General features: G+C 35.7%; 26 protein-coding genes, 1 pseudogene and 1 riboswitch. Of the genes and pseudogenes, 6 read left to right on the plus strand and 21 right to left on the minus strand.

Annotated elements, in window-relative coordinates; genetic code table 11:
• Positions 1 to 9 precede the first annotated feature (9 nt).
• Positions 10 to 1,233 carry a bifunctional glutamate N-acetyltransferase/amino-acid acetyltransferase ArgJ gene (gene argJ / locus ACX9TM_RS20790; RefSeq protein WP_000598393.1) on the minus strand — a complete coding sequence of 408 codons (1,224 nt, stop codon included), beginning with the start codon at positions 1,231 to 1,233 and terminating at the stop codon, positions 10 to 12.
• A 10-nt stretch (positions 1,234 to 1,243) separates the two neighbouring features.
• Entirely contained in the window at positions 1,244 to 2,281 is a 1,038-nt protein-coding gene (argC, locus tag ACX9TM_RS20795) for an N-acetyl-gamma-glutamyl-phosphate reductase (RefSeq protein WP_063220771.1), read from the minus strand.
• A 224-nt stretch (positions 2,282 to 2,505) separates the two neighbouring features.
• On the opposite strand from argC, the gene ACX9TM_RS20800 reads away from it, so the two are divergent.
• Positions 2,506 to 2,694: a YqzH family protein gene (locus ACX9TM_RS20800; protein ID WP_001003222.1), complete on the plus strand. Its 189-nt coding sequence runs from the start codon at positions 2,506 to 2,508 to the stop codon at positions 2,692 to 2,694.
• 29 nt (positions 2,695 to 2,723) lie between these two features.
• Here ACX9TM_RS20800 and ACX9TM_RS20805 read toward each other — a convergent pair whose 3' ends face one another.
• Both ACX9TM_RS20805 and ACX9TM_RS20810 read right to left on the minus strand, forming a co-directional pair.
• Positions 2,724 to 3,518 carry an SDR family NAD(P)-dependent oxidoreductase gene (locus ACX9TM_RS20805; RefSeq protein WP_063220770.1) on the minus strand — a complete coding sequence of 265 codons (795 nt, stop codon included), beginning with the start codon at positions 3,516 to 3,518 and terminating at the stop codon, positions 2,724 to 2,726.
• A gap of 9 nt (positions 3,519 to 3,527) precedes the next feature.
• Positions 3,528 to 4,481, minus strand: coding sequence for an MBL fold metallo-hydrolase (locus ACX9TM_RS20810; RefSeq protein WP_063220769.1), 954 nt, complete (start codon positions 4,479 to 4,481; stop codon positions 3,528 to 3,530).
• Positions 4,482 to 4,646: 165 nt separating this feature from the next.
• Between ACX9TM_RS20810 and proI the strand changes: the two genes are divergently transcribed.
• Entirely contained in the window at positions 4,647 to 5,486 is an 840-nt protein-coding gene (proI, locus tag ACX9TM_RS20815) for a pyrroline-5-carboxylate reductase ProI (RefSeq protein WP_000027249.1), read from the plus strand.
• 46 nt (positions 5,487 to 5,532) lie between these two features.
• On the opposite strand, the gene sdaAA is transcribed toward proI, so the two are convergent.
• From sdaAA to rnz, 4 genes are all read right to left on the minus strand, one after another.
• A complete protein-coding gene (gene sdaAA, locus ACX9TM_RS20820; RefSeq protein ID WP_000489461.1) occupies positions 5,533 to 6,411 on the minus strand; it encodes an L-serine ammonia-lyase, iron-sulfur-dependent, subunit alpha in 879 nt (292 codons plus the stop codon).
• An 18-nt stretch (positions 6,412 to 6,429) separates the two neighbouring features.
• Entirely contained in the window at positions 6,430 to 7,089 is a 660-nt protein-coding gene (sdaAB, locus tag ACX9TM_RS20825) for an L-serine ammonia-lyase, iron-sulfur-dependent subunit beta (RefSeq protein ID WP_000877445.1), read from the minus strand.
• 165 nt (positions 7,090 to 7,254) lie between these two features.
• The gene (locus tag ACX9TM_RS20830; protein ID WP_000233385.1) at positions 7,255 to 7,467 is read right to left on the minus strand and encodes a hypothetical protein; all 213 of its coding nucleotides are present in this window, start codon (positions 7,465 to 7,467) and stop codon (positions 7,255 to 7,257) included.
• 502 nt (positions 7,468 to 7,969) lie between these two features.
• A complete protein-coding gene (gene rnz / locus ACX9TM_RS20835) occupies positions 7,970 to 8,893 on the minus strand; it encodes a ribonuclease Z (protein ID WP_000397455.1) in 924 nt (307 codons plus the stop codon).
• A gap of 189 nt (positions 8,894 to 9,082) precedes the next feature.
• Here rnz and ACX9TM_RS20840 point away from each other — a divergent pair, with 189 nt between their 5' ends.
• Positions 9,083 to 9,334 (plus strand): DUF3932 family protein, encoded by a 252-nt coding sequence (locus ACX9TM_RS20840; protein WP_000665709.1) that lies wholly within the window; start codon positions 9,083 to 9,085, stop codon positions 9,332 to 9,334.
• 34 nt (positions 9,335 to 9,368) lie between these two features.
• Here ACX9TM_RS20840 and ACX9TM_RS20845 read toward each other — a convergent pair whose 3' ends face one another.
• Positions 9,369 to 9,908, minus strand: a complete 540-nt coding sequence (locus ACX9TM_RS20845) for a hypothetical protein (RefSeq protein ID WP_063220768.1) — start codon at positions 9,906 to 9,908, stop codon at positions 9,369 to 9,371.
• A 168-nt stretch (positions 9,909 to 10,076) separates the two neighbouring features.
• Positions 10,077 to 10,244: riboswitch (M-box (ykoK) riboswitch) on the plus strand.
• A 331-nt stretch (positions 10,245 to 10,575) separates the two neighbouring features.
• Here ACX9TM_RS20845 and mgtA point away from each other — a divergent pair.
• Together mgtA and ACX9TM_RS20855 are read left to right on the plus strand one after the other, a co-directional pair.
• Positions 10,576 to 13,280, plus strand: a pseudogene (gene mgtA, locus ACX9TM_RS20850) (magnesium-translocating P-type ATPase).
• A gap of 72 nt (positions 13,281 to 13,352) precedes the next feature.
• Complete coding sequence (locus tag ACX9TM_RS20855) at positions 13,353 to 14,054, plus strand: MgtC/SapB family protein (protein WP_065382236.1); 702 nt, start codon at positions 13,353 to 13,355, stop codon at positions 14,052 to 14,054.
• 40 nt (positions 14,055 to 14,094) lie between these two features.
• On the opposite strand, the gene ACX9TM_RS20860 is transcribed toward ACX9TM_RS20855, so the two are convergent.
• The 3 genes from ACX9TM_RS20860 to ACX9TM_RS20870 form a co-directional block, all read right to left on the minus strand.
• Positions 14,095 to 15,333, minus strand: coding sequence for a DNA polymerase IV (locus ACX9TM_RS20860; protein ID WP_001208858.1), 1,239 nt, complete (start codon positions 15,331 to 15,333; stop codon positions 14,095 to 14,097).
• Positions 15,334 to 15,780: 447 nt separating this feature from the next.
• Complete coding sequence (locus ACX9TM_RS20865; RefSeq protein ID WP_000609803.1) at positions 15,781 to 16,899, minus strand: tripeptidase T; 1,119 nt, start codon at positions 16,897 to 16,899, stop codon at positions 15,781 to 15,783.
• 127 nt (positions 16,900 to 17,026) lie between these two features.
• The gene (locus ACX9TM_RS20870; protein ID WP_001987197.1) at positions 17,027 to 17,572 is read right to left on the minus strand and encodes a GNAT family N-acetyltransferase; all 546 of its coding nucleotides are present in this window, start codon (positions 17,570 to 17,572) and stop codon (positions 17,027 to 17,029) included.
• Positions 17,573 to 17,761: 189 nt separating this feature from the next.
• On the opposite strand from ACX9TM_RS20870, the gene prli42 reads away from it, so the two are divergent.
• On the plus strand, positions 17,762 to 17,854 hold the full coding sequence (gene prli42 / locus ACX9TM_RS20875; RefSeq protein ID WP_000549040.1) for a stressosome-associated protein Prli42: 93 nt from the start codon (positions 17,762 to 17,764) through the stop codon (positions 17,852 to 17,854).
• Positions 17,855 to 17,926: 72 nt separating this feature from the next.
• Here prli42 and ACX9TM_RS20880 read toward each other — a convergent pair whose 3' ends face one another.
• The 9 genes from ACX9TM_RS20880 to ACX9TM_RS20920 form a co-directional block, all read right to left on the minus strand.
• On the minus strand, positions 17,927 to 18,166 hold the full coding sequence (locus ACX9TM_RS20880; protein ID WP_000281167.1) for a DUF3894 domain-containing protein: 240 nt from the start codon (positions 18,164 to 18,166) through the stop codon (positions 17,927 to 17,929).
• Between the two features lie 66 nt (positions 18,167 to 18,232).
• A complete protein-coding gene (locus tag ACX9TM_RS20885) occupies positions 18,233 to 18,793 on the minus strand; it encodes a L,D-transpeptidase (RefSeq protein WP_001146566.1) in 561 nt (186 codons plus the stop codon).
• Between the two features lie 16 nt (positions 18,794 to 18,809).
• Complete coding sequence (locus ACX9TM_RS20890; RefSeq protein WP_000472671.1) at positions 18,810 to 19,778, minus strand: aromatic acid exporter family protein; 969 nt, start codon at positions 19,776 to 19,778, stop codon at positions 18,810 to 18,812.
• 100 nt (positions 19,779 to 19,878) lie between these two features.
• Positions 19,879 to 20,601: an amino acid ABC transporter ATP-binding protein gene (locus ACX9TM_RS20895; RefSeq protein ID WP_000590206.1), complete on the minus strand. Its 723-nt coding sequence runs from the start codon at positions 20,599 to 20,601 to the stop codon at positions 19,879 to 19,881.
• Positions 20,594 to 21,253, minus strand: a complete 660-nt coding sequence (locus ACX9TM_RS20900) for an amino acid ABC transporter permease (RefSeq protein WP_001046916.1) — start codon at positions 21,251 to 21,253, stop codon at positions 20,594 to 20,596. The genes ACX9TM_RS20895 and ACX9TM_RS20900 overlap by 8 nt, the downstream gene beginning before the upstream one ends.
• 36 nt (positions 21,254 to 21,289) lie before the next feature.
• Positions 21,290 to 22,069 carry a transporter substrate-binding domain-containing protein gene (locus ACX9TM_RS20905; RefSeq protein WP_000737675.1) on the minus strand — a complete coding sequence of 260 codons (780 nt, stop codon included), beginning with the start codon at positions 22,067 to 22,069 and terminating at the stop codon, positions 21,290 to 21,292.
• A 252-nt stretch (positions 22,070 to 22,321) separates the two neighbouring features.
• On the minus strand, positions 22,322 to 22,735 hold the full coding sequence (locus ACX9TM_RS20910) for a BrxA/BrxB family bacilliredoxin (RefSeq protein ID WP_001979317.1): 414 nt from the start codon (positions 22,733 to 22,735) through the stop codon (positions 22,322 to 22,324).
• A gap of 144 nt (positions 22,736 to 22,879) precedes the next feature.
• A complete protein-coding gene (locus ACX9TM_RS20915; protein ID WP_000366599.1) occupies positions 22,880 to 23,287 on the minus strand; it encodes a YjdF family protein in 408 nt (135 codons plus the stop codon).
• 121 nt (positions 23,288 to 23,408) lie between these two features.
• Entirely contained in the window at positions 23,409 to 23,873 is a 465-nt protein-coding gene (locus ACX9TM_RS20920) for an NUDIX hydrolase (protein ID WP_000542536.1), read from the minus strand.
• Positions 23,874 to 23,941 lie beyond the last annotated feature (68 nt).

Here is a 23,941-nt window from a genome sequence, read left to right on the forward strand (position 1 = left end):
TCTCTCTCCTTATGTACGATAACAAGCATTTATTTTCACATATTCATAGCTTAAGTCACAGCCCCAAGCTGATCCTGTCTCTTCACCTAAGTGTAAGTACACATTAATCACTATTTCATCTTCTTGTAATCTCTCTTTCATTTCTTCTTCAGAAAATGTTTGAGGCTCACTATTTTTTAATACCGATATAGATTGAAGAGTAATGTCAATTGTATTCGGATTAATAGCTACTTCACTTTGTCCAATACTGCTAATAATTCGTCCCCAGTTTGGGTCTTCACCATATATTGCTGTTTTCACAAGACTCGAACCGACTATTTGCTTTGCAATTTTTTTTGCCTCTTCATTCGTTTGAGCTCCTAGCACATTGACTTCTATTAACTTCGTAGCGCCTTCACCATCTTGCGCAATTTTTTTCGCTAAATCTTCACATACCTTCTGTAAAGCACCTACGAAAGTTTCCCAATCTGTATGTTCCATATTTATCGGCCTTGTTTCTGATAATCCACTTGCCATAACGATGACCATATCATTCGTAGAAGTATCTCCATCCACCGTAATTTGATTAAATGTATGATTCGTAATTTGTGATAACGCTGTTTGCAATACGTCATGCTCTATATGAGCATCTGTCGTAATAAAACTAAGCATCGTTGCCATATTCGGATGAATCATCCCTGAACCCTTTGCAACACCCGCAATCGCCACTTTCTTCCCATCAATAATCATTTCATAGCAAGTTTCTTTCGTGATAAGATCTGTCGTTAAAATTGCTTCAGAAAAAGAATATGCTTCACTTTCTTCCTTCGTCGGTATAAGAGTTGCAATCCCCTTTCGGATTATATCCATCGGCAGTGGAACACCAATTACACCTGTTGAAGCTACTGCAACGTAATTTTCTTTCACTCCAAAATGTTCCGCCCCTAACGCGCGCATCTCGTATGCGTCTTGTAATCCTTGCATTCCAGTACAAGCATTTGCATTTCCACTATTAACGATAATTGCTTGTAACTTCCCTTCTGCCGTTATACTATCCTTCGTTACTTGCAAAGGGGCTGCTTGTATTTGATTCGTTGTATACACAGCGGCACATGATGCTGGGACGTCACAAACGATTGCCCCTAAATCCTTTTTCTCCTTTTTCAGACCATTTACAGTACCAATTGCCGAAAAGCCTTTAGGCGTTACAATTGAACCATTTTCTAATTTTGTAATAGACGCTACTTTAATCATCATGTCCCCCTTATAGATAAAGCGGCATATGTTGTAAACCTGTTGTCTCTTCTAGTCCCGCTATTATGTTTGCATTTTGAATCGCTTGCCCAGCCGCGCCTTTCATCATATTGTCTATAACAGAAACGACTGTAACTCTTTCAGTTCTTTCATCGTAAGCTATGCCAATATCACAATAATTTGAGCCTCTCACTTCTTTTGGACTTGGAAATTTCCCTTGCGTACAAATTCGGATGAAAGGCGATTGTTCATACGTTTCTTCATACAATTTTTGAAGTTGCTTTATTTCCATCTTTTGTTTTACTTTTGCATAAAGTGTAATCATAATTCCTCGTGATATCGGTATTAAATGTGTGCTAAATGTAATTGGCTGTGATCCATTATTCCATTCTGTAAGCATTTGCTCAATCTCTGGAACGTGCTGATGCTCATTCACTTTATAAATGTGCAAGTTATCATATAGCTCAGGAAAGTGAGTCATTGTTGTTGGTGTTTTACCTGCTCCTGATACCCCTGATTTCGCATCAATAATAATCGAATCTTCTTCAATCATGCCGCTACGTACTAACGGCGCTATCGCTAGCAATGTGGCTGTAGCAAAACATCCTGGGTTTGCAATTAAATTTGCCTTTTGAATCTCAGTCCTTTTCCATTCACTTAACCCATACACTGCTTTTCTAAGAATTTCTTCTTTCGCTGCTGGCCTTTTATACCACAGTTCATATGACGAAGGATCTATCATACGAAAGTCTCCAGATAGGTCAATTACTTTTAAACCTTCTGCTACTAACTTGGGAGTTAACTCCGCTGATACTCCTGCTGGTGTTGCTAGAAATACGATTTCTGCTTCTTTCCCTATTGTCTTCACATCAATTTCTTGTAACGTATGAAAAAGGACATTTCGAAGATGCGGATATACATTTGTTATACACTCACCAACTTGCGAAAAAGAATGAAGAGATGCTATAGAAAAATATGGATGTTGTTCTAATAAACGAATTAATTCAATGCCCCCATATCCAGTGGCTCCAATAATTGCGACTTTCATAAGTTCCTCCTCAAATCGATTCTTTAAATTAAGTATGATTATAATATTGTATATTTATAGAGTCAATTAAATATTTATAAATTTTTAAATCTAAAAAAACTTAATTTTATTAGAAAAATAATATACTCAACCGAATTTTTATACAAAAATAGTGCATAGTAGTTTTTTTATTTCACTTCAAGTACAATAAAACAATACATACGTACATACAGGCGGGAAAAAATATGAACGAAAAATTAATTGAGAAAATGATTATAAAAAGTTTTCAGCAATATCAATGCAGTCCAATATCAAAAGAAGATCAGGAAATGCTAGTGAAACATATTCAAACGGTGACTCATTCAAATATTGAAATTGATTTATACGAGGAGATTGAGGATATTGTTTATGATTATGTGACTGGAAAACAATAAAAAATAGGAGATTTCCATGTGGAAATCTCCTATTTTTTACTTAATGATTTACCTGCTACACGTTCAAATAAACCTGGGAATAAAGCATAAAGTTTTGGACCAATTCCCATCCACTTCGGTAAGTTTACTTCACGTTTTTTCGTGTGCATCGACTTTACGATTTGTTCTGCTACGTATGTTGGTTTTAACATGTAACGTCCCATATTCTTTACATATGTACCAGATTGATCCGCTATTTCAAAAAAGTTTGTATCTATCGGACCTGGATTAATTGCTGTAACATAAATATCTGTATTCGCTAATTCCATGCGTAAACTATTCGTAAATCCTAATACAGCATGTTTCGTTGCTGCATACGCACTTGATTTCGGAGTTGCAATTTTTCCGGCAAGTGAAGCAATATTAATAATATGTCCTTCGTTCTTGTTTACCATATAAGGTAGTACCGTTTTCGTACATGCTACTAATCCAAATACATTTACTTGGAACATATCTTTTACTTCACCCATTGACGCATCTTCAAACGTTTTAAAAATACCAAATCCCGCATTGTTTACTAATATATCAATACGTCCCACTTCTTGTAATACCTTTGAAAAAACAGACTGTACTTCCATCTCTTCACTTACATCTAATACATAATAATAGCAAGGCGTATTATAAGTTTCTTTAATTTTGTCTACTAACGCTTGTAGTTTCTCTTCTGTTCGAGCCATTAATACTGGAGTCGCTCCCTGTGCTGCAACTTGCATTGCAACTTGCTCACCAATCCCACTAGAAGCACCTGTAATGACGATTACTTTATTTTGTAAACGTCCTGTCATTGCTGTCACCTACTTTGCATAATAAATCAATTGTTGCGATGACTCATCAATCATCACTTGTTGATTATATGCTAAATAGTCCAATTGTCCAACCGTTTCTGAAATAGTAAGTGGTAATTGTTCTTTATATAATACCGGAAATAGTTTTACACATACTTCAAATGCTGTCATTGGTTTTTCCTTTAATAACTCAAGCACTTTAAAAGCACGTGTTTCTTGCTTTTGTAATCTCGTTTCAATAAGTTGTTTCACATTTAGAACATCTTCCCCATGCCCTGATAAAATGCGTGAAATATTCATTTCGCTTAAACGCTGTAATGTTTGATTATATTGTAGTAATGGGCGTGCCCGCTCTGTTTGCCCTTCATATGGCGGTTCTAGTATTGGATTCGAAGAAATATGACTAATGAGAGCATCTCCACCAATTAATATTCCATCAGATTCTCTATATAAAGAAATATGAGTAGAAGCATGACCTGGTGTTTCAAGTACTGTAAATCCAGGCAAAGAATCAATACGATCTCCTTCTCTCACAGTATGCGTTAACGATCTATTACAAGAATATTTAAGTGTCCTCGTCGTCAATAACGACTCGTCTTTCAAAAATGCTGCTGGCACACCAAACTGTAAGGCCGTCTCTCTAAAAAATTCATGATACCGCTTTAAAAATTCTGGATTTTGTGTAATCCAAGGCTCATTCCAAGGATGTCCAATAATATTCGTCTTCTCAGAAAATATATTTAAAAGTCCACAATGATCTGCATGATGATGCGTAATGACTACTGTTTCAATATCTTCTATCGTATGTCCTAATGCACCTAATTGACTTTCTAACGCATTCCTTGCCTCTTCTGTATTCGTCCCTGTATCAATTAATGTTAATGTCTTCCCCTCAACTAAAAACACATTCACAGTTTCCACTGCAAATGGTACAGGAATCTCCATTCGGTGAATCGCCGTCATGCTTAGCCCCCCTGTCTCTTTCCGGTTCAAAAATGAATACTTCTTCAGTTTACAACTTCTATATATATTTGTCATTATTTTCAGATAAAAAGAGGTGTTTCCTATAAAAAAACGAATGTATGTACATTTATAAGAATTTCTAACCAAAATTAAAGGAGGAACATCATGTCTATTCAAAACATTTCCTTTCTCGGTGCAGGCTCTATTGCCGAAGCTATTATTGGTGGCTTGTTACATGCAAATGTCGTTAAAGGTGAACAAATTACTGTAAGTAATCGTTCTAACGAGACAAGATTACAAGAGCTACATAAAAAATACGGTGTCAAAGGTACTCATAATAAAAAAGAATTACTTACTGATGCAAATATTCTTTTTCTAGCAATGAAACCAAAGGATGTTGCAGAGGCGCTTACCCCTTTTAAAGAATACATAAATAATAACGTGCTTATTATTTCATTACTAGCAGGTGTTTCTACTGACTCAATTAGAAAACTACTTCAAAAAGACGTTCCAATTATTCGTGCAATGCCAAATACATCCGCAGCCATTTTAAAATCAGCTACCGCTATCTCCCCTTCAAAACATGCAACAGCGGAGCATATTCGCACTGCAACATCTTTATTTGAAACAATTGGTCTCGTCTCTGTTGTAGAGGAAGAAGATATGCATGCTGTCACTGCATTATCCGGAAGTGGACCTGCTTATATTTATTACGTAGTGGAAGCTATGGAAGAAGCTGCAAAAAAAATTGGTTTAAAAGAAGATGTTGCAAAATCACTTATTCTTCAAACGATGATTGGTGCTGCTGAAATGCTAAAAGCAAGTGACAAACACCCTTCTATTTTGAGAAAGGAAATTACTTCTCCTGGTGGAACTACCGAAGCAGGTATTGAAGTATTACAAGAACATAAATTTCAACAAGCACTTATTTCTTGTATTACACAGGCAACGAAACGATCACATAATCTTGGAAAAACATTAGAACAACTAACAAAAGAAAAATAGAAAAAGGAGCTCAAGTTTATTTGAGCTCCTTTTTCTATAATTACACTTAGTTATTGTTCTTCCCAAAAATCTCTTCTTGCAGGCGACGACCAGTCGGCGTTGCTGCAAGTCCACCTTCTGCTGTTTCACGAAGTGCTACTGGCATCGTTTGTCCGATTCTAAACATTGCCTCAATTACTTCATCACATGGAATTGTACTCGTTACACCAGCTAATGCTAAATCTGCTGAAATCATCGCATTCGCAGCTCCTGCTGCATTACGTTTTACACAAGGTACTTCTACAAGTCCTGCAACAGGATCACACACTAAACCAAGCATGTTCTTTAATGAAATTGCCATCGCTGTAGCTGCTTGATCTTGTGTTCCACCAGCCATCTCAACTGCGGCTGCAGCCGCCATTCCACTTGCTGAACCAACTTCAGCTTGGCATCCTCCCGCTGCACCAGAAATACAAGCGTTATTCGCAACAACCATACCGAAAGCTCCTGCTGTAAATAAGAATTCAATCATTTCTTCACGTGTAGGCTGCAATTTTTCTCTTAGTGCAAATAGTACACCTGGCACTGTTCCAGCAGACCCTGCTGTTGGTGTTGCACAAATAATTCCCATCGCCGCGTTTACTTCATTTGTTGCAACAGCTTTGCTTACTGCGTCCAAAATCGTATCTCCTGATAAGCCTTTTCCACTCTTCATATACGCTTGAACTTTTACAGCATCTCCACCAGTTAAACCAGTTGGTGATTTCACGCCGCGAATACCACGTTCTACTGCTTGCTCCATCACTACTAAGTTCTTTTCCATACCAGCAATTACTTCTTCACGTGAAATACTTCTTGTTTCCATTTCACATTGAATCATAATTTCTGCGATTTTTACATTTTGTTCTTTAGCTTGCGCCACTAGTTCCGCTGCGTTCCGAAACATGGTGTGTCCCCCCTGCAATTATTCCATAATAGTTACTTGACAAATATTTTGTTGCGCTTTTATTTCTTCAATCACTTCATCTGCTAATAATTCATCTGTTTCAATGACCATAAGCGCTCTTCTTCCTTTTTCTTTACGAGAAACACTCATTGTACTAATGTTAATCTCATGTTTCGCAAGGATTGAAGCTACCGCTGCAATAGCACCGAAGCGATCGTTATTTACAATAAGTAGTGCTGGACTCGTGCCTGATAATTGAAGATCGAATCCGTTTAATTCTACAACTTCAATTTTACCGCCACCAATTGAGCAAGCAACAACTTCAATTTCATCTTCACCTTTATACAAACGAATTCTCGCTGTATTTGGGTGAGGTGCATTGGCATCTTCTTCAATGAATTCCACTTCAATTTCGCGCTCTTTTGCTATTTCTAGCGCCTCTGGAATACGTAAGTCATCTGTTTCAAATCCTAATATTCCACCGATTAGTGCTACATCCGTACCATGCCCTCGATACGTCTTTGCAAATGATCCATATAACGAAATGCTTACTCTTTCTGGTTCATGACGAAACAGCTGGCGAGCAACTTGCCCCATTCTTGCTGCGCCTGCTGTATGTGAACTTGATGGTCCAATCATAACTGGACCGATAATATCAAATACTGAGCGATACTTCATCATAACTCCCCCTAAACCTCTATGAAAAAATTTATTCTACTATTCTATTAAGTTGCTACATCTGTCGCTTTTCCAGTTGTACCACGAATTTGTTCTGCTGTACGAATTGGATAGTTTTTGAATAAAAGTAATCCAATATAACCTAAAATAATACCAGTTATCATACTACATAAGAATCTTAGCATTATTTTCATTTAAAAATGATACAAGATGATCCAGAATAAAGTCTGGTAGCAATCCAAAGTTTAACACAGAAGCCATTGCAAGCATAGCATAAACAAGTGATATAACCATTGCTAATGCAACTAAATTTGCACCCGCTATTCCGCCTAGACTACCTGCTGATGTTCTGAACTCTTTTAAAGAGTGGTGTACCAATTAAATCTCCACCACCTTATTAATAAAAAGCTTCTACTAAGGAACTCGCAATAGCTACACTTGCTAATCATATCGTTTAGCTAAAAAGTGAAAAAGACTTATGACAAATAATAGTAATATCTTTCCTATTATAATTCTCGTGTTACTCTCTCATGATTTAGTCAACTTCACTTGTTACGATAATGACTAAAATACATGCGACTTATCATAAATTATAATCTGCCCTCATTATAGCTTGTTTTTTATAAAACGCTTACTTTTGTTGAATTTTAAAAGTTCTGAATAACAGTCCATTTCTGCTATTTGTATCACTTGTATGTCATCTGACTTATATAACAGTTTTTCTAAATAATCATTATTTCGTATTTTTATCGTATATATTCAAACCATTCTAATTTTCTGTACCATCCAAGTATAAGTATAAAATAATAACAGTTTTATTTTTAAATTTTTTTAGACATAAAAAAATGGTAACCCACCGTTACCATTTTTTACAAAATTATTATTTTTCTACTGGGAATGATTTCAAATCTGTCGCTATTTCTGTATTAGAAAACAACTCTCTAGCCTCTTTCAATAATTCCTTATATGTATCTCCTTGATAGCGAGAACTAATGTGAGTTAATATTAGTCGCTTCGCATTTGCCTGAAGTGCAATGCTCGCAGCTTGCTTAGATGTAGAATGAAAATAATCATACGCTTGTTGCTCATCTTCTGCTGCGAAAGTCGCTTCATGGACAAGTACATCTGCATCTTGCGCAAGCTCCCTACTCGCTTCGCAATATCGCGTATCACCTAAGATAGTAATAATTCTTCCTTTTTGAGGTGGGCCGATAAACTCATTTCCATTTAATATCGTGCCATCCTCTAATTCAACTACTTCACCATCTTTTAAACGTTTAAAGATTGGACCTGGTTTCACACCCATCTCAAGCAACTTATCAACTAAAAGAGCACCTTGTATATCTTTCTCTACAATACGATATCCAAAGCATTCTATACCGTGTGACAATCTTTTCGTTTCTACATAAAATTCATTATCTTCAAATACGGTACCTTCTTCTGTTATCTCCACAACTTCAAGTGGATATTTCACATGTGTCGTACTTACCGATAATGCCACTTCAATAAATTGTTTAATTCCTTTCGGTCCATACACCGTTAAAGGCGTAGTTCCTCCTTGAAATGAACGGCTACCTAATAAACCAGGCAATCCAAAAATATGATCGCCATGTAAATGCGTAATAAATATTTTTTCAATGCGGCGCGGACGTACAGATGTATGTAATATTTGATGTTGCGTGGCCTCGCCACAATCAAATAACCAAGTTTGTCCTCGTTCTTCTAACAATTGTAAAGCAATTGCTGAAACGTTCCTTCCTTTTGAAGGAACACCTGCACCAGTTCCTAAAAATACAAATTCCACTTTCTTTCCTCCAGCTCTAAATATACTCTATCTCTCATCTTACGGAATGTTATTTCAAATGGCAAATTGAATTTACATAACCAATCATCTAGACAACTATATAACACGAACATTATACTTAAAAAATTTAGCAATCGTTCGTGTTTTGTGTTAAAATGATTATACTACATTTTAAGGGAGCGTTTTATTATGAAAGAAGTATTTCGTTTACAAACTGATTTTTCATCTTCATTTGATCGCTGGGTAAGTTCTTTCGTGTCTGATCACCCAGCACAATTAGAATGGACAACTTTAAAGGAATTAATCCATGAATATACAACATCACATACAAATGATACGTTACCAGCATATATTTCTTCAGCTTTAACATATTACGCCCAACGCGTTTCAACTACAAACAGTTCAGAGATTGTTATTTTTGAAAACCCTACAATCTCGTAATCTATAATAAAAAAGCACTGGTTACAGTGCTTTTTTATTTATACTTATTTAGCAAATGATTATATTCCGTCCAAAAGTCGGTATACATACTTCGCTCAAACTCATTTGAAATTATCTTTTCACTTGATTTATTAAATAATTCTTTTGCTTGTAGTGCAAAAGAAACAATTTGTTTTCTATATTCATTTTCATTTACTTCTATATGAAGCCCTTCATAGTATATAGCCTTTTGATCAGTAGAAATAACTTTGACAAAATCCTTTAAAACCACATTTTCACCTATATGGTTTATAGTCCAATGAATTGAAATTGGGCATCCTAACATGAGCATAGTGCCACATCCGTGCAAAATAAGCCCCTCTTCATTTTCAATATCACAAATATATTCTTTATCTAAAGTTCGTAACAGAGCTAAAGCTGATTCACTTATTCCCCATTCCTCATCCATACCTGTTTGTGTAATAATCGTTCCATCCACATTTAAATAAATTTCCCCGTGAGAACATAAATCTTCCTGCTCATTAAACAACCACTTTTGATTCTCAATATTTATAATAAAATTTTGTGATCCCATTACAAATTCCCCTTTTATAAAAATATTTATTTTTCATATTATTTATAATCAATATCATACATTTCATCCCACATATCTATTATAAATCCGTTTAATATTTTAAAAACACAGATAAAAAAGATATTGACACTACAATTTTACAGTGCTAACATTCAACATGTAATTGAATATGGTCTCTGTTAGGTGAGGCTCCTGTATAGAGAAACGCTGCTGCCCAAAAATGTCGAGAGACGCCAATGGGTCAACAGGAAAGGTCGGAATGAAGGCCTTTTTTAATGTAGCTGGTTTCAGTACCTATGCTATACAGTGCTAAAACTCAACGAGGGAGAGGTGCATGTATTTTGTCATACACAAAAACTGTTTTTATTTATGTCTACTAACAGTCTTTGTTGTGGACTCTTTTAACTGCGAATTCAGACCTTTACTCGTTTTGAGTAAAGGTCTTTTTACGTCTATATGCACCTTACTATGAAACAAACATAGCATATTCAGAAACTACTAAATTGTACGGAGGTGAGGAACAGTTGGCAATTGATGATTCGGCCCAGATACCCATACGTTTTACATTCATATTTCATCATGTAGGTAGGAAAGAAACTGTTCCTCACCATTTCAAATAGTTAGGTAACAGATTGTTTCCTCCTTCATGACAGAGGAGGAACTACCGATGTTTAATTTACAAAGACAAGAAACAAAGCATGCTTATGAGCAAGATAGCATGAAAACAAATAACGAATTATTAGTGGAGGTTGCAACACAAGATGTAAGCTCTGCGTTAAAACTTTTAGAAACAACACAAGATGGATTATCTAAACAAGAAGCGTCTCGTAGACTTTCTTTATATGGTCCGAACGAAATAGCTCATAATAAAATGGCACCGTGGTACATTCAATTTCTGTCGGCATTTAAAAATCCATTTATTTTCGTTTTATTAGCTCTTGGAGCACTCTCCTTTTTCACGGATGATATGCAAGGAACAATTGTCGTATCTGCAATGGTACTACTTAGTGCAACAATTCGGTTTTCCCAAGAATTTCGTTCTCAAAAAGCTGCCGATAATTTAAAAGCTATGGTTCGAACAACTGCAAGCGTATTTAGAATAAATGGATTTGTACATGAAACAAAAAATGTAACGAATTTAAATCGAAATTACACAACAGAAATTCCAATTGAGGAACTTGTACCTGGCGATATCATTTCCCTTTCAGCCGGTGATATCATTCCAGCTGATGTGCGTATTGTATCCGCTAAAGATTTATTTGTTAATCAATCTTCTTTAACAGGGGAAGCATTTCCTGTAGAAAAATACGAACACTGCTACCATACAGAAAATAAGCATATCTTACCGACAAACATGAAAAAAATTACAATCCACTCGATATGGAAAACCTTTGTTTCATGGGAACAAATATTGTAAGTGGTAGCGCAAAAGCTGTTGTCATCTCAACAAGTACCGATACGTATTTCGGCTCTTTAGCCAATAAGGTAATTGGAAAGCGTGTAGAAACAAACTTTGATAAAGGTGTAAACAAAGTAAGCTGGCTCTTAATTACATTCATGCTTATTATGGCACCTATTGTCCTTCTCATTAATGGATTCACAAAAGGTGATTGGCAAGAAGCTTTCTTCTTCGCTATTGCCGTCGCTGTTGGCCTTACACCTGAAATGTTACCAATGATTGTAACTGCTAATTTAGCTAAAGGTGCCGTTAAAATGTCTAAACAAAAAGTAATTGTAAAACAGCTAAATTCTATTCAAAACTTAGGTGCTATGAACATTCTTTGTACAGATAAAACCGGAACTTTAACAGAAGATAACGTTGTCCTTGTTCGTCACTTAGATCCCAAGGGAAATGAATGCAATCGCGTCTTGCAATTTGCCTATTTAAATAGTTTCTATCAAACTGGATTGAAAAATTTAATAGATAAAGCTGTTATTAAGCATACAGAGGAAAACAATACATTTAATCCATCAGCTTTTCAAAAGCTAGATGAAATTCCATTCGATTTCGCCCGCCGGCGTATGTCAGTCATCGTAAAGGATATTTCAGGTGAACATACAATGGTTTGTAAAGGTGCCGTAGAAGAAATTTTATCAATTTGTAACTACACTGAAGTGGATGAAAAAATCGTTCCACTCACCCAGGAAATACGTTCAAATGTCAAAAAAATAAGTGAGACACTAAATAGTGAAGGTATGCGGGTTATTGCTGTGGCTTATAAAAAAGATAGAAGAATAAATGCTACAGAGTACGCAGTAAAAGACGAAACTGATATGATTCTCGCTGGATATATCGGCTTTTTAGATCCACCGAAACCATCTGCAGCAGCTGCAATTCAAGCATTACAAAAACATGGTGTACAAGTGAAAATTTTAACTGGCGATAACGAAATTGTTACAAGAAAGGTTTGTAAAGAAGTTGGATTAGATATCTGCGAACCAATCCTCGGTTACGAGATTGATTCTTTACCAGATAAAGCATTAGCAAGACTTGCCGAAGAAACGACTGTATTTGCGAAGCTTAATCCCATGCAAAAATCTCGTATTATACACGCATTACAAGGAAATGGACACACTGTAGGTTACATGGGAGACGGCATTAACGATGCTGTAGCATTACGTGAAGCTGATGTCGGAATATCTGTTGATACTGCTACTGATATTGCGAAAGAAGCTTCCGATATTATTCTACTCGAAAAAAGTTTAACTATATTAGAAGCAGGGATTTTAGAAGGACGTACTACATTCGGAAATATTTTAAAATATATTAAGATGACAGCTAGCTCTAACTTCGGTAATGTGTTTAGCGTGTTAGTAGCAAGTGCTTTCATTCCTTTTTTACCGATGCTTGCCATTCATCTTTTAATTCAAAACTTACTTTATGATATTTCACAACTTTCTATTCCATGGGACAAAATGGATAAAGAGTTTCTAGAAAAACCACGAAAATGGGATACTGCAAACTTACGAAACTTCATTATTTGTATCGGCCCAATTAGTTCTATATTTGATATTATCACATACGTAGTCATGTGGAATGTATTTGGTGCAAATACACCGAGCGAGCAATCATTATTCCAGTCCGGTTGGTTTGTCGTTGGGTTGTTAACACAAACTTTAATTGTTCACATGATAAGAACACAAAAGATTCCATTTATTCAAAGCACTGCATCAACACCAGTCGTTTTATTAACCGCTCTTATTATGGCAATCGGGATTTATATTCCATTCTCACCACTTGGTGCAGCCGTTGGTTTACAAGCATTGCCACTTAACTATTTCCCTTGGTTAGTAGGAATACTATTAGGCTACGCTTTTTTAACACAATTCCTGAAAAAGCTTTATATTAAAAAGTTTCATAGCTGGTTGTAAAAATAAGAATGAGTGGGTATCCCCCGCTCATTCTAAAAAACATAACACATATTATATATGGAGGTGACCATGATGGTATGGTACGACATTGTATTCAGGTTAGTTATAGCAATTATTGTAGGAGCTTGCATTGGAATGGAAAGACAATGGAGACACCGAATGGCTGGGTTACGGACAAATGCTCTCGTATCACTTGGTGCCTGTATACTTGTTTTATTATCCGTCATGCTTGATCATGATGCTAGCCCATCCCGCATTGCTGCTCAAGTCGTTAGTGGTATTGGATTTTTAGGGGGTGGCGTTATTATCCGCGATGGTTTTAGTATTAGAGGGCTAAATACAGCAGCTACTTTATGGTGTGCAGCTGCTGTCGGTACTCTTACAGGCGCCGGTTTCCTCGTTGCAGCTATATTAGGTGCAGCAGGCGTGTTACTAGCAAATATACTTCTTCGCCCAATTGCTCTTTTTATGAATAAAAAATCAAAAGAAGAATCACCAGAACAAACGAACTACTTACTTTCCCTTACTTGTTCAGAAGAAAATGAAGCACATATTCGTTTTTTACTTATGCATATGGTAAGTACAGAAGGAATCGGTTTAAAAGAGTTGTATAGTGAAGACGTAGATTCTAATCAAAAGGTGTGTATACAGGCTACATTACATTGCAAGACAAATGCGGCTATCTTAATTGAAAAAATAGTAAGTAGAATGCTATTAGAATCTGGCGTTACTGGAGCTGGATGGAAGACTTCTTTAAATTTAGAAGCGAGTTAACTAGGAAAGGTGTCATGATTTTACTACTTCATGACACCTTCTACATAAACTTATTTTCTAACTTTTGTTGAAACGACTTCTCTTGCTTACGTAGTAGTTGACTACCTCGTTGTAAAATCGGTGTTCCATACTTATCGTTAATTTGATCAATGACAGCAAGTAGTGGTTCTTTTTTCGCATCCTCTTCAAATGAAAATAAATCTAATTGTTTCACCGATTCTGTCTTCCACTCTATTTCAGTAGCTGTAACACCTAGTAAACGAACGGAATCACCATCCCAATGTTGCTTCCATAAACGGGATGCTGCTTGAAAAATATCGCGTTCTTCCCAAATTGCATTTTTCAATTGCTTACTCCGTGTTACTGTTCGCCTATCATGGTATTTAATCATAATTTGAATATTATAGCTAACAAGGGTTCGCTTTTGTAATCTTTTACTCACTGATTTTGATAACCGTTCTAACATATCAAGTAATTCTTTCTCTTCATCCATATCCTTTGAAAAAGTCATCGAGTTACCGACACTTTTATGTTGGCCCATTTGACTCGGATCCACTTCCCTATCATCCGTACCTTTTGCACGCTTTTGTAAATCAATACCGTGCTTGCCAATTTTAGCGCGAATGATATGCTCGTCTCCCTTCGCTAACTGTTCAATTGTATGTATATGAATTTCATTTAATTTTTCAGCTGTTTTTTCTCCAATCCCATGCATTGCTTCAACTGAAAGTGGCCAAATCATTTCTGGAATATCACGTTTTCGAAGTACGGTAATACCGAGAGGTTTTTTCATATCAGAAGCTGTTTTTGCTAGGAAAAGATTTGGAGCGATTCCGATACTACACGGAAGCTGCAACTCTGTTAATAGTGCTTGTTGAATCATCTTTGCTATTTCAAGAGGCGAACCAAGTGCGTAGCAATCTGTAATATCTAAATATCCTTCATCTATTGAGACTGGTTGTATCTTTTCTGTAAAACGAGAAAGGACTTGAAACATTTGAAATGAAGCTTCGCGATATAATGTGAAATTAGGACGCCTTACAACTAATTGCGGGCATAACCTTTTCGCTTCCCAAAGGGGCATCGTCGTACGTATTCCGTATTCCCTCGCCTCATAACTACATGTTATAATAATTCCTTTTCTCTCTTTTTCATTTCCAGCAACCGCTAATGGCTTTCCTTGTAATGATGGATCATGAGCAATTTCAACAGATGCGAAAAAGCAATTCATATCTACATGTAAAATAACACGACCATTTTTCGGATACATTTCTCGCATAGTACTCACTCCCTAATCAGAACGTTCGTTCTTTTATTATATCAAATTTTGCACAATAGTTATAATAATTACTTGTTCTTTTTTATAATCGATATAAATCGAAACTTTAATCAACTCTCACTAATCGGACTTTTACGGGCAGCAGGGCCCCCACCTAACTTCTTTACTTTCGCTGAATTTTGAGGTAGGGGTCTTACTGTCCGGCAAATAGCGGGATAAACTCAACTATACATTCCTTGTAGTTATATTAATCATTGCAATTAATTATTTACTACTTCCGATTTTCAATATGAATACGTTAAGGTTATTCCCTCGTCTAGTACATGTAGCAACAACGTATATACTTCCATAGTTTTTCTTATATTCGCTTATACGTCTTGTCAAAGCAATCGAATCAAAATAAAAAGCGTGTAAATCATAATTGATTTACACGCTTTTTCTATTCCATTACTTCGCTACTTCTTCAATAATTGCAACAACTAATTCTGCTGTTTTTGCTAATTCTTCAACAGGAATCTTCTCGTTTGTTGTATGAATTTCTTCATAACCAACCGCTAAGTTAACTGTTGGGATACCATGTCCTGCAATTACGTTTGCATCACTTCCGCCACCACTTTGATGAAGAGAAGGTGTACGACCAATTTTTTCAGCTGCACGTTTTGCAACTTCTACAACGTGATCGCCATCAGCAAATTTAAATCCTGGGTACATAACGTTTACTTCAACGTCTGCATGACCGCCCATTTCTTTTGCAGTTGTTTCAAATGCTTCTTTCATTTTCGCAACTTGTGCTTCCATTTTCTCATTAATTAAAGAACGAGCTTCTGCAAAGATTTGTACATGATCGCAAACGATATTCGTTTGTGTACCACCTTCAAAACGTCCAATATTTGCAGTCGTTTCAGAGTCAATGCGACCAAGTGGCATCTTCGCAATTGCTTTCGCTGCGATAGTAATTGCAGATACACCTTTCTCCGGCGCTACACCAGCGTGAGCTGTTTTCCCGCGAATAATTGCGTTCACTTTCGCTTGTGTTGGAGCTGCAACAACGATTTCACCAACTTTTCCATCGCTATCTAATGCGTAGCCATATTTCGCTGTAATACGCTCACGGTCTAATGCTTTTGCACCAACAAGACCTGATTCTTCTCCGACTGTAATAATAAATTCTATTTTACCATGAGGGATATTTTTCTCTTTTAAAACACGGATCGCTTCGAACATTGATGCTAATCCAGCTTTATCATCCGCACCTAAAATTGTTGTACCATCTGATACGATATATCCATCTTTAATAGAAGGCTTAATTCCATTACCAGGAACTACTGTATCCATATGAGAAGTAAAGTAAATTGTATCAACACCATCTTTTGTTGCTGGTAAAGTACAAATTAAGTTACCTGCACCATGACCAGTTACAGCCATTGTGTCATCTTCAAATACTTCTACACCTAAATCTGTAAATTTCTTCGTTAATACTTTGCAGATTTCTGCTTCAAATTTCGTTTCAGAATCTACTTGTACTAATTCCATAAATTCATTTACTAAACGTTCTTGATTAATCATAAGACTGCGCCTCCTGCACTACCATTATGTATGTAACACTATTAATTATAACAGAATTTCGCAAAAGTTTCGAAATACAAGACAAAAAACAGATGGTTTACATGTCTAGATAACCATCTGCTTTCTATTACTCATTTAACAATACCCAGCGCATATGATCTTCCCACACGCCATTTACCATTAACATCTTCCTAGACACGCCTTCATATTGAAAACCTATCTTTGTTACTACTTGTATAGATGCTAAATTACGAGGCATAATCGGAGCTTCTATACGATGTAACTGAAATTCCCCAAAAGCAACTTGAATTGCTTTTCTAAGCGCTTCTGTCGTATACCCTTTGTTTAACTCTGCTTTATCTAATTTATAACTGAGTACACAAGATTGATAAATGCCACGAACGATTAAATTAAATGAAATACACCCAATTATTTTCGTATCATCACCCTTTTTAAAAATCCATAGTCTGATGATTTTCCCTTCTTCGAACTCTTTTCTATCCTTTTGCAACTTTTTCTTTTGATAATCTAGCGTAAAAAAATCATCCGGTCTATACTCTTCCCAAGCTTTTAAAAATTCACGATTTCTGTCGTAATATTGAAGAACTGTTTCAGCATACGACTCATCAATTTCCCTTAAGTATAAACGATCTGTTTCGTATATTTTCATCATCGTATCTCCATTCTTCAGCTTGCCCAACTAAAAATTAACAATATACCCTTTTACTATATTCTCTATACACACTCAAATTTCCTGTTATATTTTGCAATCCCCTCCCGAATTTTGTCCTCACTCTCCCCTTGTCCATAATTTCATTTCTCGTTACAATGAAATTGTACTGATTTGCAAGGAGGTATAACGATGCATAAAAAAGCTCAAAAAGTTATGGTTTATGTGATGCTGATTTCTATGCTTGTAACAACATTACTTGCTGGCGCGAGTATGTTTTGGTAAAAAGGGCGATGTGTTCGTCCTTTTTTTACTTTTTACACATGACAAAATAAACCATCTCGATATCGAGATGGTTTATTTTATATAAAACACAATCGCTACAATACTAAAGGAAAATGACATTACAAGTGCTATTACAAAACTTGTATATTGTTTCTGCTGAAATGCTCCAATAACAAAAGTTAGATTAAGTAATGCCATACATACAATTGCTACAAGATAAGAACATATATTAAAAGTTGCCAATATGAATGTAATAACAAATAGAAATCCCATAAAAAACTGCATATACGAAAGTTTTGGATTCAAGTACATATGAGCAACCCCTTTATCTAATTTTATCTTTCTATATTCTCATTAACGCACGGTTATGTACACATGTCAAGACAACTTATTATAATAGAAAAAGCCAACCTTTTCGTTGGCTTTTTCATATGCAACGGCTCCTTTTTCTTTTGCCAATTGCTGAAATGATTTTTTCGATTTCACAATCCATACTTTCGTTCCAATTGGAATGCGATCAAACAAATATTCCACATCGTTTTTCTTCATTCTTATACACCCTTGTGAAATATACTTTCCAATTGAACTCGGTTGGTTTGTTCCATGTATTCCATATTTACTTCCATCAGTTCCTCTTGCATTAAATCCAATCCACCTTGACCCAAGTGGATTTTTTGGCGACCCACCTGGAATATCCTTCGCAATATAATACGGATCCTTCGCTTTCATTACAACATCAAAAGTTCCTTCTGGAGTTAATTCATTCGTTTTCCCTGTCGCTACTGGAAAAACCTTTTGAATCTTTCCATCGTCAATGTAAGCTAATTTATTCGTTGCTTTATTTACAATAATAAAAGGATCTCCGGCACGTGGATTATCCCCAAGAGGCCAAATCGGCGATAAAGAAAGACATAATATGATAGAGAGAAGATACGGCATAGATAATTCCTACCTTCTATATAAGTTCTTTTATATTATCCTTTCCCTTAAAGCGACTTTTAATGAGTAAATATTGTTCCATTTCATACACAAGTTGAACAAGTTTCGCACGTATCTCAAATTCTTCGCGTGTAGCTGGTAATGGCATGTCTCTAAATAATTCCCTCATTTCTTGAAGCTGCCTTAAGGAAATAACGCCAGTACTCTCAGGGCTAATAGCATTACCAATGTTTTCAACAACATCTGCAATCATATCAGCTTGTTCATATGTCCATGATAAAGAAGCTGCTAGTGGTATCATTCGCTCTAAAATTTCGAATTGTTGCATACGCATATTAAAATAACGATAGTAATAATCATCTTCTCGCATAAATGCATTCTCAAGTTTTTTAAACGATAAATCTCTTGCTTCATTTAACATATTCTCGGTTTCAATGAGTTCTGCCCCACTCCAACTACTTTCTCGATTTCGTAAATACACAACCATTTCAAACAAAATCGTTTTAAAATTGCTCTCTATTTTATCCTGATACTCTTTTAGCTTATTTTCACTACTCGGCATATACATATTTACTAATAACGCCACGCTAATCCCTATCGTTAATATAGCAATTTCATTTCCAACTATAAGCCATGTAATTTGCTTCAATGAATATAGATGCATAACAATAACTGAACTCGTGACAATGCCTTCTTGAATTTTAAGCATTACTGCAGTCGGAATAAATGTAAGTAACAATATGCTAATTGCAAGTGGTGTATAGCCGATCGTTTCAAAAATACAAAACGCGAATACCATTGATAATACACAAGCTAGAAAACGATGTAACGACACTTGAAGCGATTTGCGCTTCGTATTTTGTACACATAAAATAACTAAAATACCTGCTGAACTATAAAATTCCAACCCTAATAACTGAGCAATAAAAACTGCCGCGCCTGTCCCTATTGCTGTTTTTACTGTACGGTATCCAATTTTAAACATATCATTACTCCTATATGTATAAACGTATTTACAGCTAGTATAAAAAAAGGATGACACAATGTCATCCTTTTCTACTTATTATTCACATAACCTTTTCATATTACAATATTTTTTGTAAAAATTGTTGCGCACGTTCACTTTTCGGCGCTGCAAAAAATTCTTCTGGCGCACTATCTTCTACAAGCTTTCCTCCGTCCAAGAAAAGAACACGATCTGCCACTTCTTTTGCAAAGCCCATTTCATGTGTAACGATAGCCATCGTCATTCCTGTCGTAACTAACGATTTCATGACTTCTAACACTTCTTTCACCATCTCTGGATCTAGCGCCGATGTCGGTTCATCAAATAACATAACTTCGGGTTCCATTGCTAACGCTCTTGCAATTGCTACACGTTGCTTTTGTCCTCCCGAAAGACGATTTGGATACGTATCTTTTTTATCTACTAGTCCAACCTTTTCTAAAAGTTTCTCAGCTTTCTTTTCAGCTTCTTGCTTCGTTACCCCTTTTACATTGGTAGGAGCATACGTAATATTTTCTAATACAGTCATATGAGGAAATAAGTGAAAATGTTGAAATACCATACCGACATTTTCACGAACATGCATAACATTCGTTTTCGGATTCGTTACTTCTTCCGTTCCAATCCAAATGTGACCATCCGTTGGTGCTTCTAACATATTCATACAACGTAAAAATGTTGATTTTCCTGATCCAGAAGGTCCTATAATTGCAACTACTTCCCCTTTTTCAATCGTTGTTGTAATTCCTTTTAATACTTCGTTTTTACCAAATGATTTATGAAGGTTTTCAATTTTAATCACTTTTCTTCATTCTCCCTTCAATTGCCTTCCCGACTAATGTAAGAATAATGACTAACATATAATAAATCAGTCCAACAAAAAGTAATGGTTCAAGATATTTAAATGTCTCACCGCCTACGATGTAAGCACGACGCATTAAATCAGTCGCGCCTATTACTGTTACTACAGCCGATTCTTTCGTAAGTGTCGCAAATTCGTTCACAAGCGCTGGTAATATATTTTTTAATGCTTGAGGGAAAATAATATTTCTCATCATTTTTCCGTATGGTACCCCTAAAGCCATTGCTGCTTCTGTTTGTCCTTTATCCACCGCTTGAATACCAGCACGAATTACTTCTGACATGTATGCACCTGAATTCAAGCTAAATGCAAGTACAGCAGCTAAGAATGCTGGTATTTCATAACCAATTATTTGCGGGACACCGAAATAAATAATCATTAATTGCAATACAAGGGGTGTACCACGAAAAATTGATGTATAAAAATCTGCTGCTATATTTAATGCTCGTATTCTAGCAATTTTACAAAGTGCTAATAGCGTTCCTAAAATAAATCCTGCTAAAGCTGATACTGCTACAATTTTCAAAGTAACTTCTAAACCTTTTAGTATATATGGTATCGAAGGCGTAATCGCCGAAAAATCTAAGTTCATTCTTTTCATTCCCCTCACAGAAAAGTGAAAGGCAGCTTATTTTCCGCTGCCAAACCATTTCTTCACTAATTTATCCATTTCTCCATTTTCTTGCATTTTTTTAATTACTTTATTAAATTCAGCTGTTTTATCACTGTTTTTCGGAAGGGCAATTGCTGCTCCAACTTCTTCTGGCGCTTCTTTAATTTCAACTCCTTGTAAATCTTTCATTTTCTCTAAATAATTTTTAGCAACTGTGTCTTCTATAATTGCAGCGTCAAAACGACCAGCTTTAATTTCTTGTACGATTTCTGGTATACGGTCACGTCCCTCAACCTGGAAATCTACTTGTTTTTTAAATTCTGCTGCTTTCTCTTCTTGAATAGACCCTGTTTGTACTCCTACTTTTTTCCCTTTTAAATCCTCTACAGATTTAATGTTAGAATCCTTTTTAGAAACGACCATATTTTTCGCAACAAAATAAATATCTGTAAAATCAACATTATTTTTACGCTCTGCAGTTGGCGTCATGCCTGCCATTACGAAATCAACTTTTCCTGAACTAAGAGATGCTAATAAACCACCAAAATCCATATCTTTCACTTTCACTTCATACCCAAGTTCTTTTCCGATATATTTAGCAACATCAACATCAAAGCCGATAATTTCATCGCTCTTTGACGCATCTACATATTCATAAGGTTTATAATCTGCTGAAGTTCCCATTACGAGTACTTTTTTATTTCCTTTTGTTTCTTTCGATTCCCCATTACTACAAGCGCTGAATATACTTACAATTAAAATAAGTGCAAACGATATTGATACTAACTTCTTCATCTTTCTTCCCCCTAATGATGTATATTTAAAAGTTTAATAGAATATTTATTCGATGTTTGTATTGTATCAGCACTTTTATTTTTATGCAATATATAAAATAAAAATAAATAACAAAACAATATAAATGCTATTTTTTATGTATAAAATGATGCATAAAATAACACAACTATGCATATTCCATAAATTTTAATAATAAATAAAAAAGGCGGCACATCCACTTGATTGTGGACGTGCCGCCTTTTCTCTTATTTTTTATAGTTCTTCACAATTCTCTTCAAAATATGATTGTAGTTTCGCAATAACTTGCATCGGTTCATGACCTTCAATTTCATGACGCTCTACCATCGTTACAATTTTTCCATCTTTTAATAAAGCAAATGATGGAGAAGAAGGTGGGTACCCTTCGAAATATTCACGCGCTCTTGCTGTCGCTTCTTTATCTTGACCTGCAAACACCGTTACAAGGTGGTTAGGACGTTTATCATAATGTACGGAATGCGCAGCAGCAGGACGAGCAATACCACCTGCACAACCACATACAGAGTTTACCATTACAAGTGTTGTTCCATTTCTTTTAAACGCTTCTTCTACCGCTTCTGGCGTCGTCAATTCTGTATATCCAGCAGAGACAATCTCTTCACGCGCTTGGCGGACAACATCATTCATAAAAAAGTTAAAATTAATCACTCTTTTCCCTCCTCTAAAACTACCTATTTGTATCTTACCAGTTAATGTTTATGAAATACAAGTAAGTTTACTTGTATTTAAGTATAGAAAAGGTGTTAGAGCTCTTGCTCTAACACCTTTTCTTTAATGACCACGATGTTTTTGCTTTGCTTTTTGTACTTTCATTAAACGTCTTCTTTCTTTTTCAGCTTCTCGCTTCTCTTTAGACTGCACTTTCTTTTCTTGTTTATGCAATTCATAAGATAAACTAATCGCCTCTTGCGCCTTAGTAAAACGTTTAATATTTATTTCTTTTGCTGCTTGTCGTATGATACGCTTTATGTTTTTAGGACGCTGTTTTTCTTTAACTTCTACACCACATTTTGCAAAGTGCTGAAAATGCTCTAAAAGTGAACCATTCACAAACATAAGCACTTCTTCATCTGACGGTTCCGCCCCAAAAATATACCTCGCCCCATACAATTTCCCTTGTTCTTTACATGTAATGATTCCAACAAAAAATTGGCCATCGTGATATACTGTCAAATCCATTGACAGCCCCTCCTTTAAAAGATTAGAAATACAGGACATCCCGGAGGGGAAGGTTACTGACATGAAATCATGCGTCTGGACTACCAACCAGAACTGTGTTTTTGTATTTCTTTCACTATGATTATATCTTTTTTTCCATAATCTTCATATATTCAGCAATCATTTTTTTATGCGATCCTACAATATAGTCAGGTAGTTCTGTTACTGAAAAGAATTTAAGCTGAACTGCTTCTTCTTTATTCATAACAAAATCCCCTTCGTATTCATCTGTATAATAGGCGGTTGTTACAGATTGAAATTCATCACCGTTTGCTAATTTTGTAAAGTAGTTCGCTCCAGAAAATACATTGATTAGTCGCAAGTTCTTCACTTTTATTCCTGTCTCTTCATATACTTCACGATAAGCTGTTTCTTCTGGTGATTCACTAAGCTCCATTAGCCCGCCAGGTAGCCCCCATTTTCCGTACGGCTCTGTCCGCTGCTGCAATAAAACATATCCATTTTCATTTATAATGAGTACAACAGCACCAACTAAAATTAAAGGGCGATGACCAACTATTTTTCGTAATTCTTCTACATATCCCACCGTATCGCCTCCTTTTTCGTTGTCCACACTATTGTATCATATGTTCGAAACGACAAAATGCGTATATT

This window comes from Bacillus sp. LH1 (genome assembly GCF_057924895.1).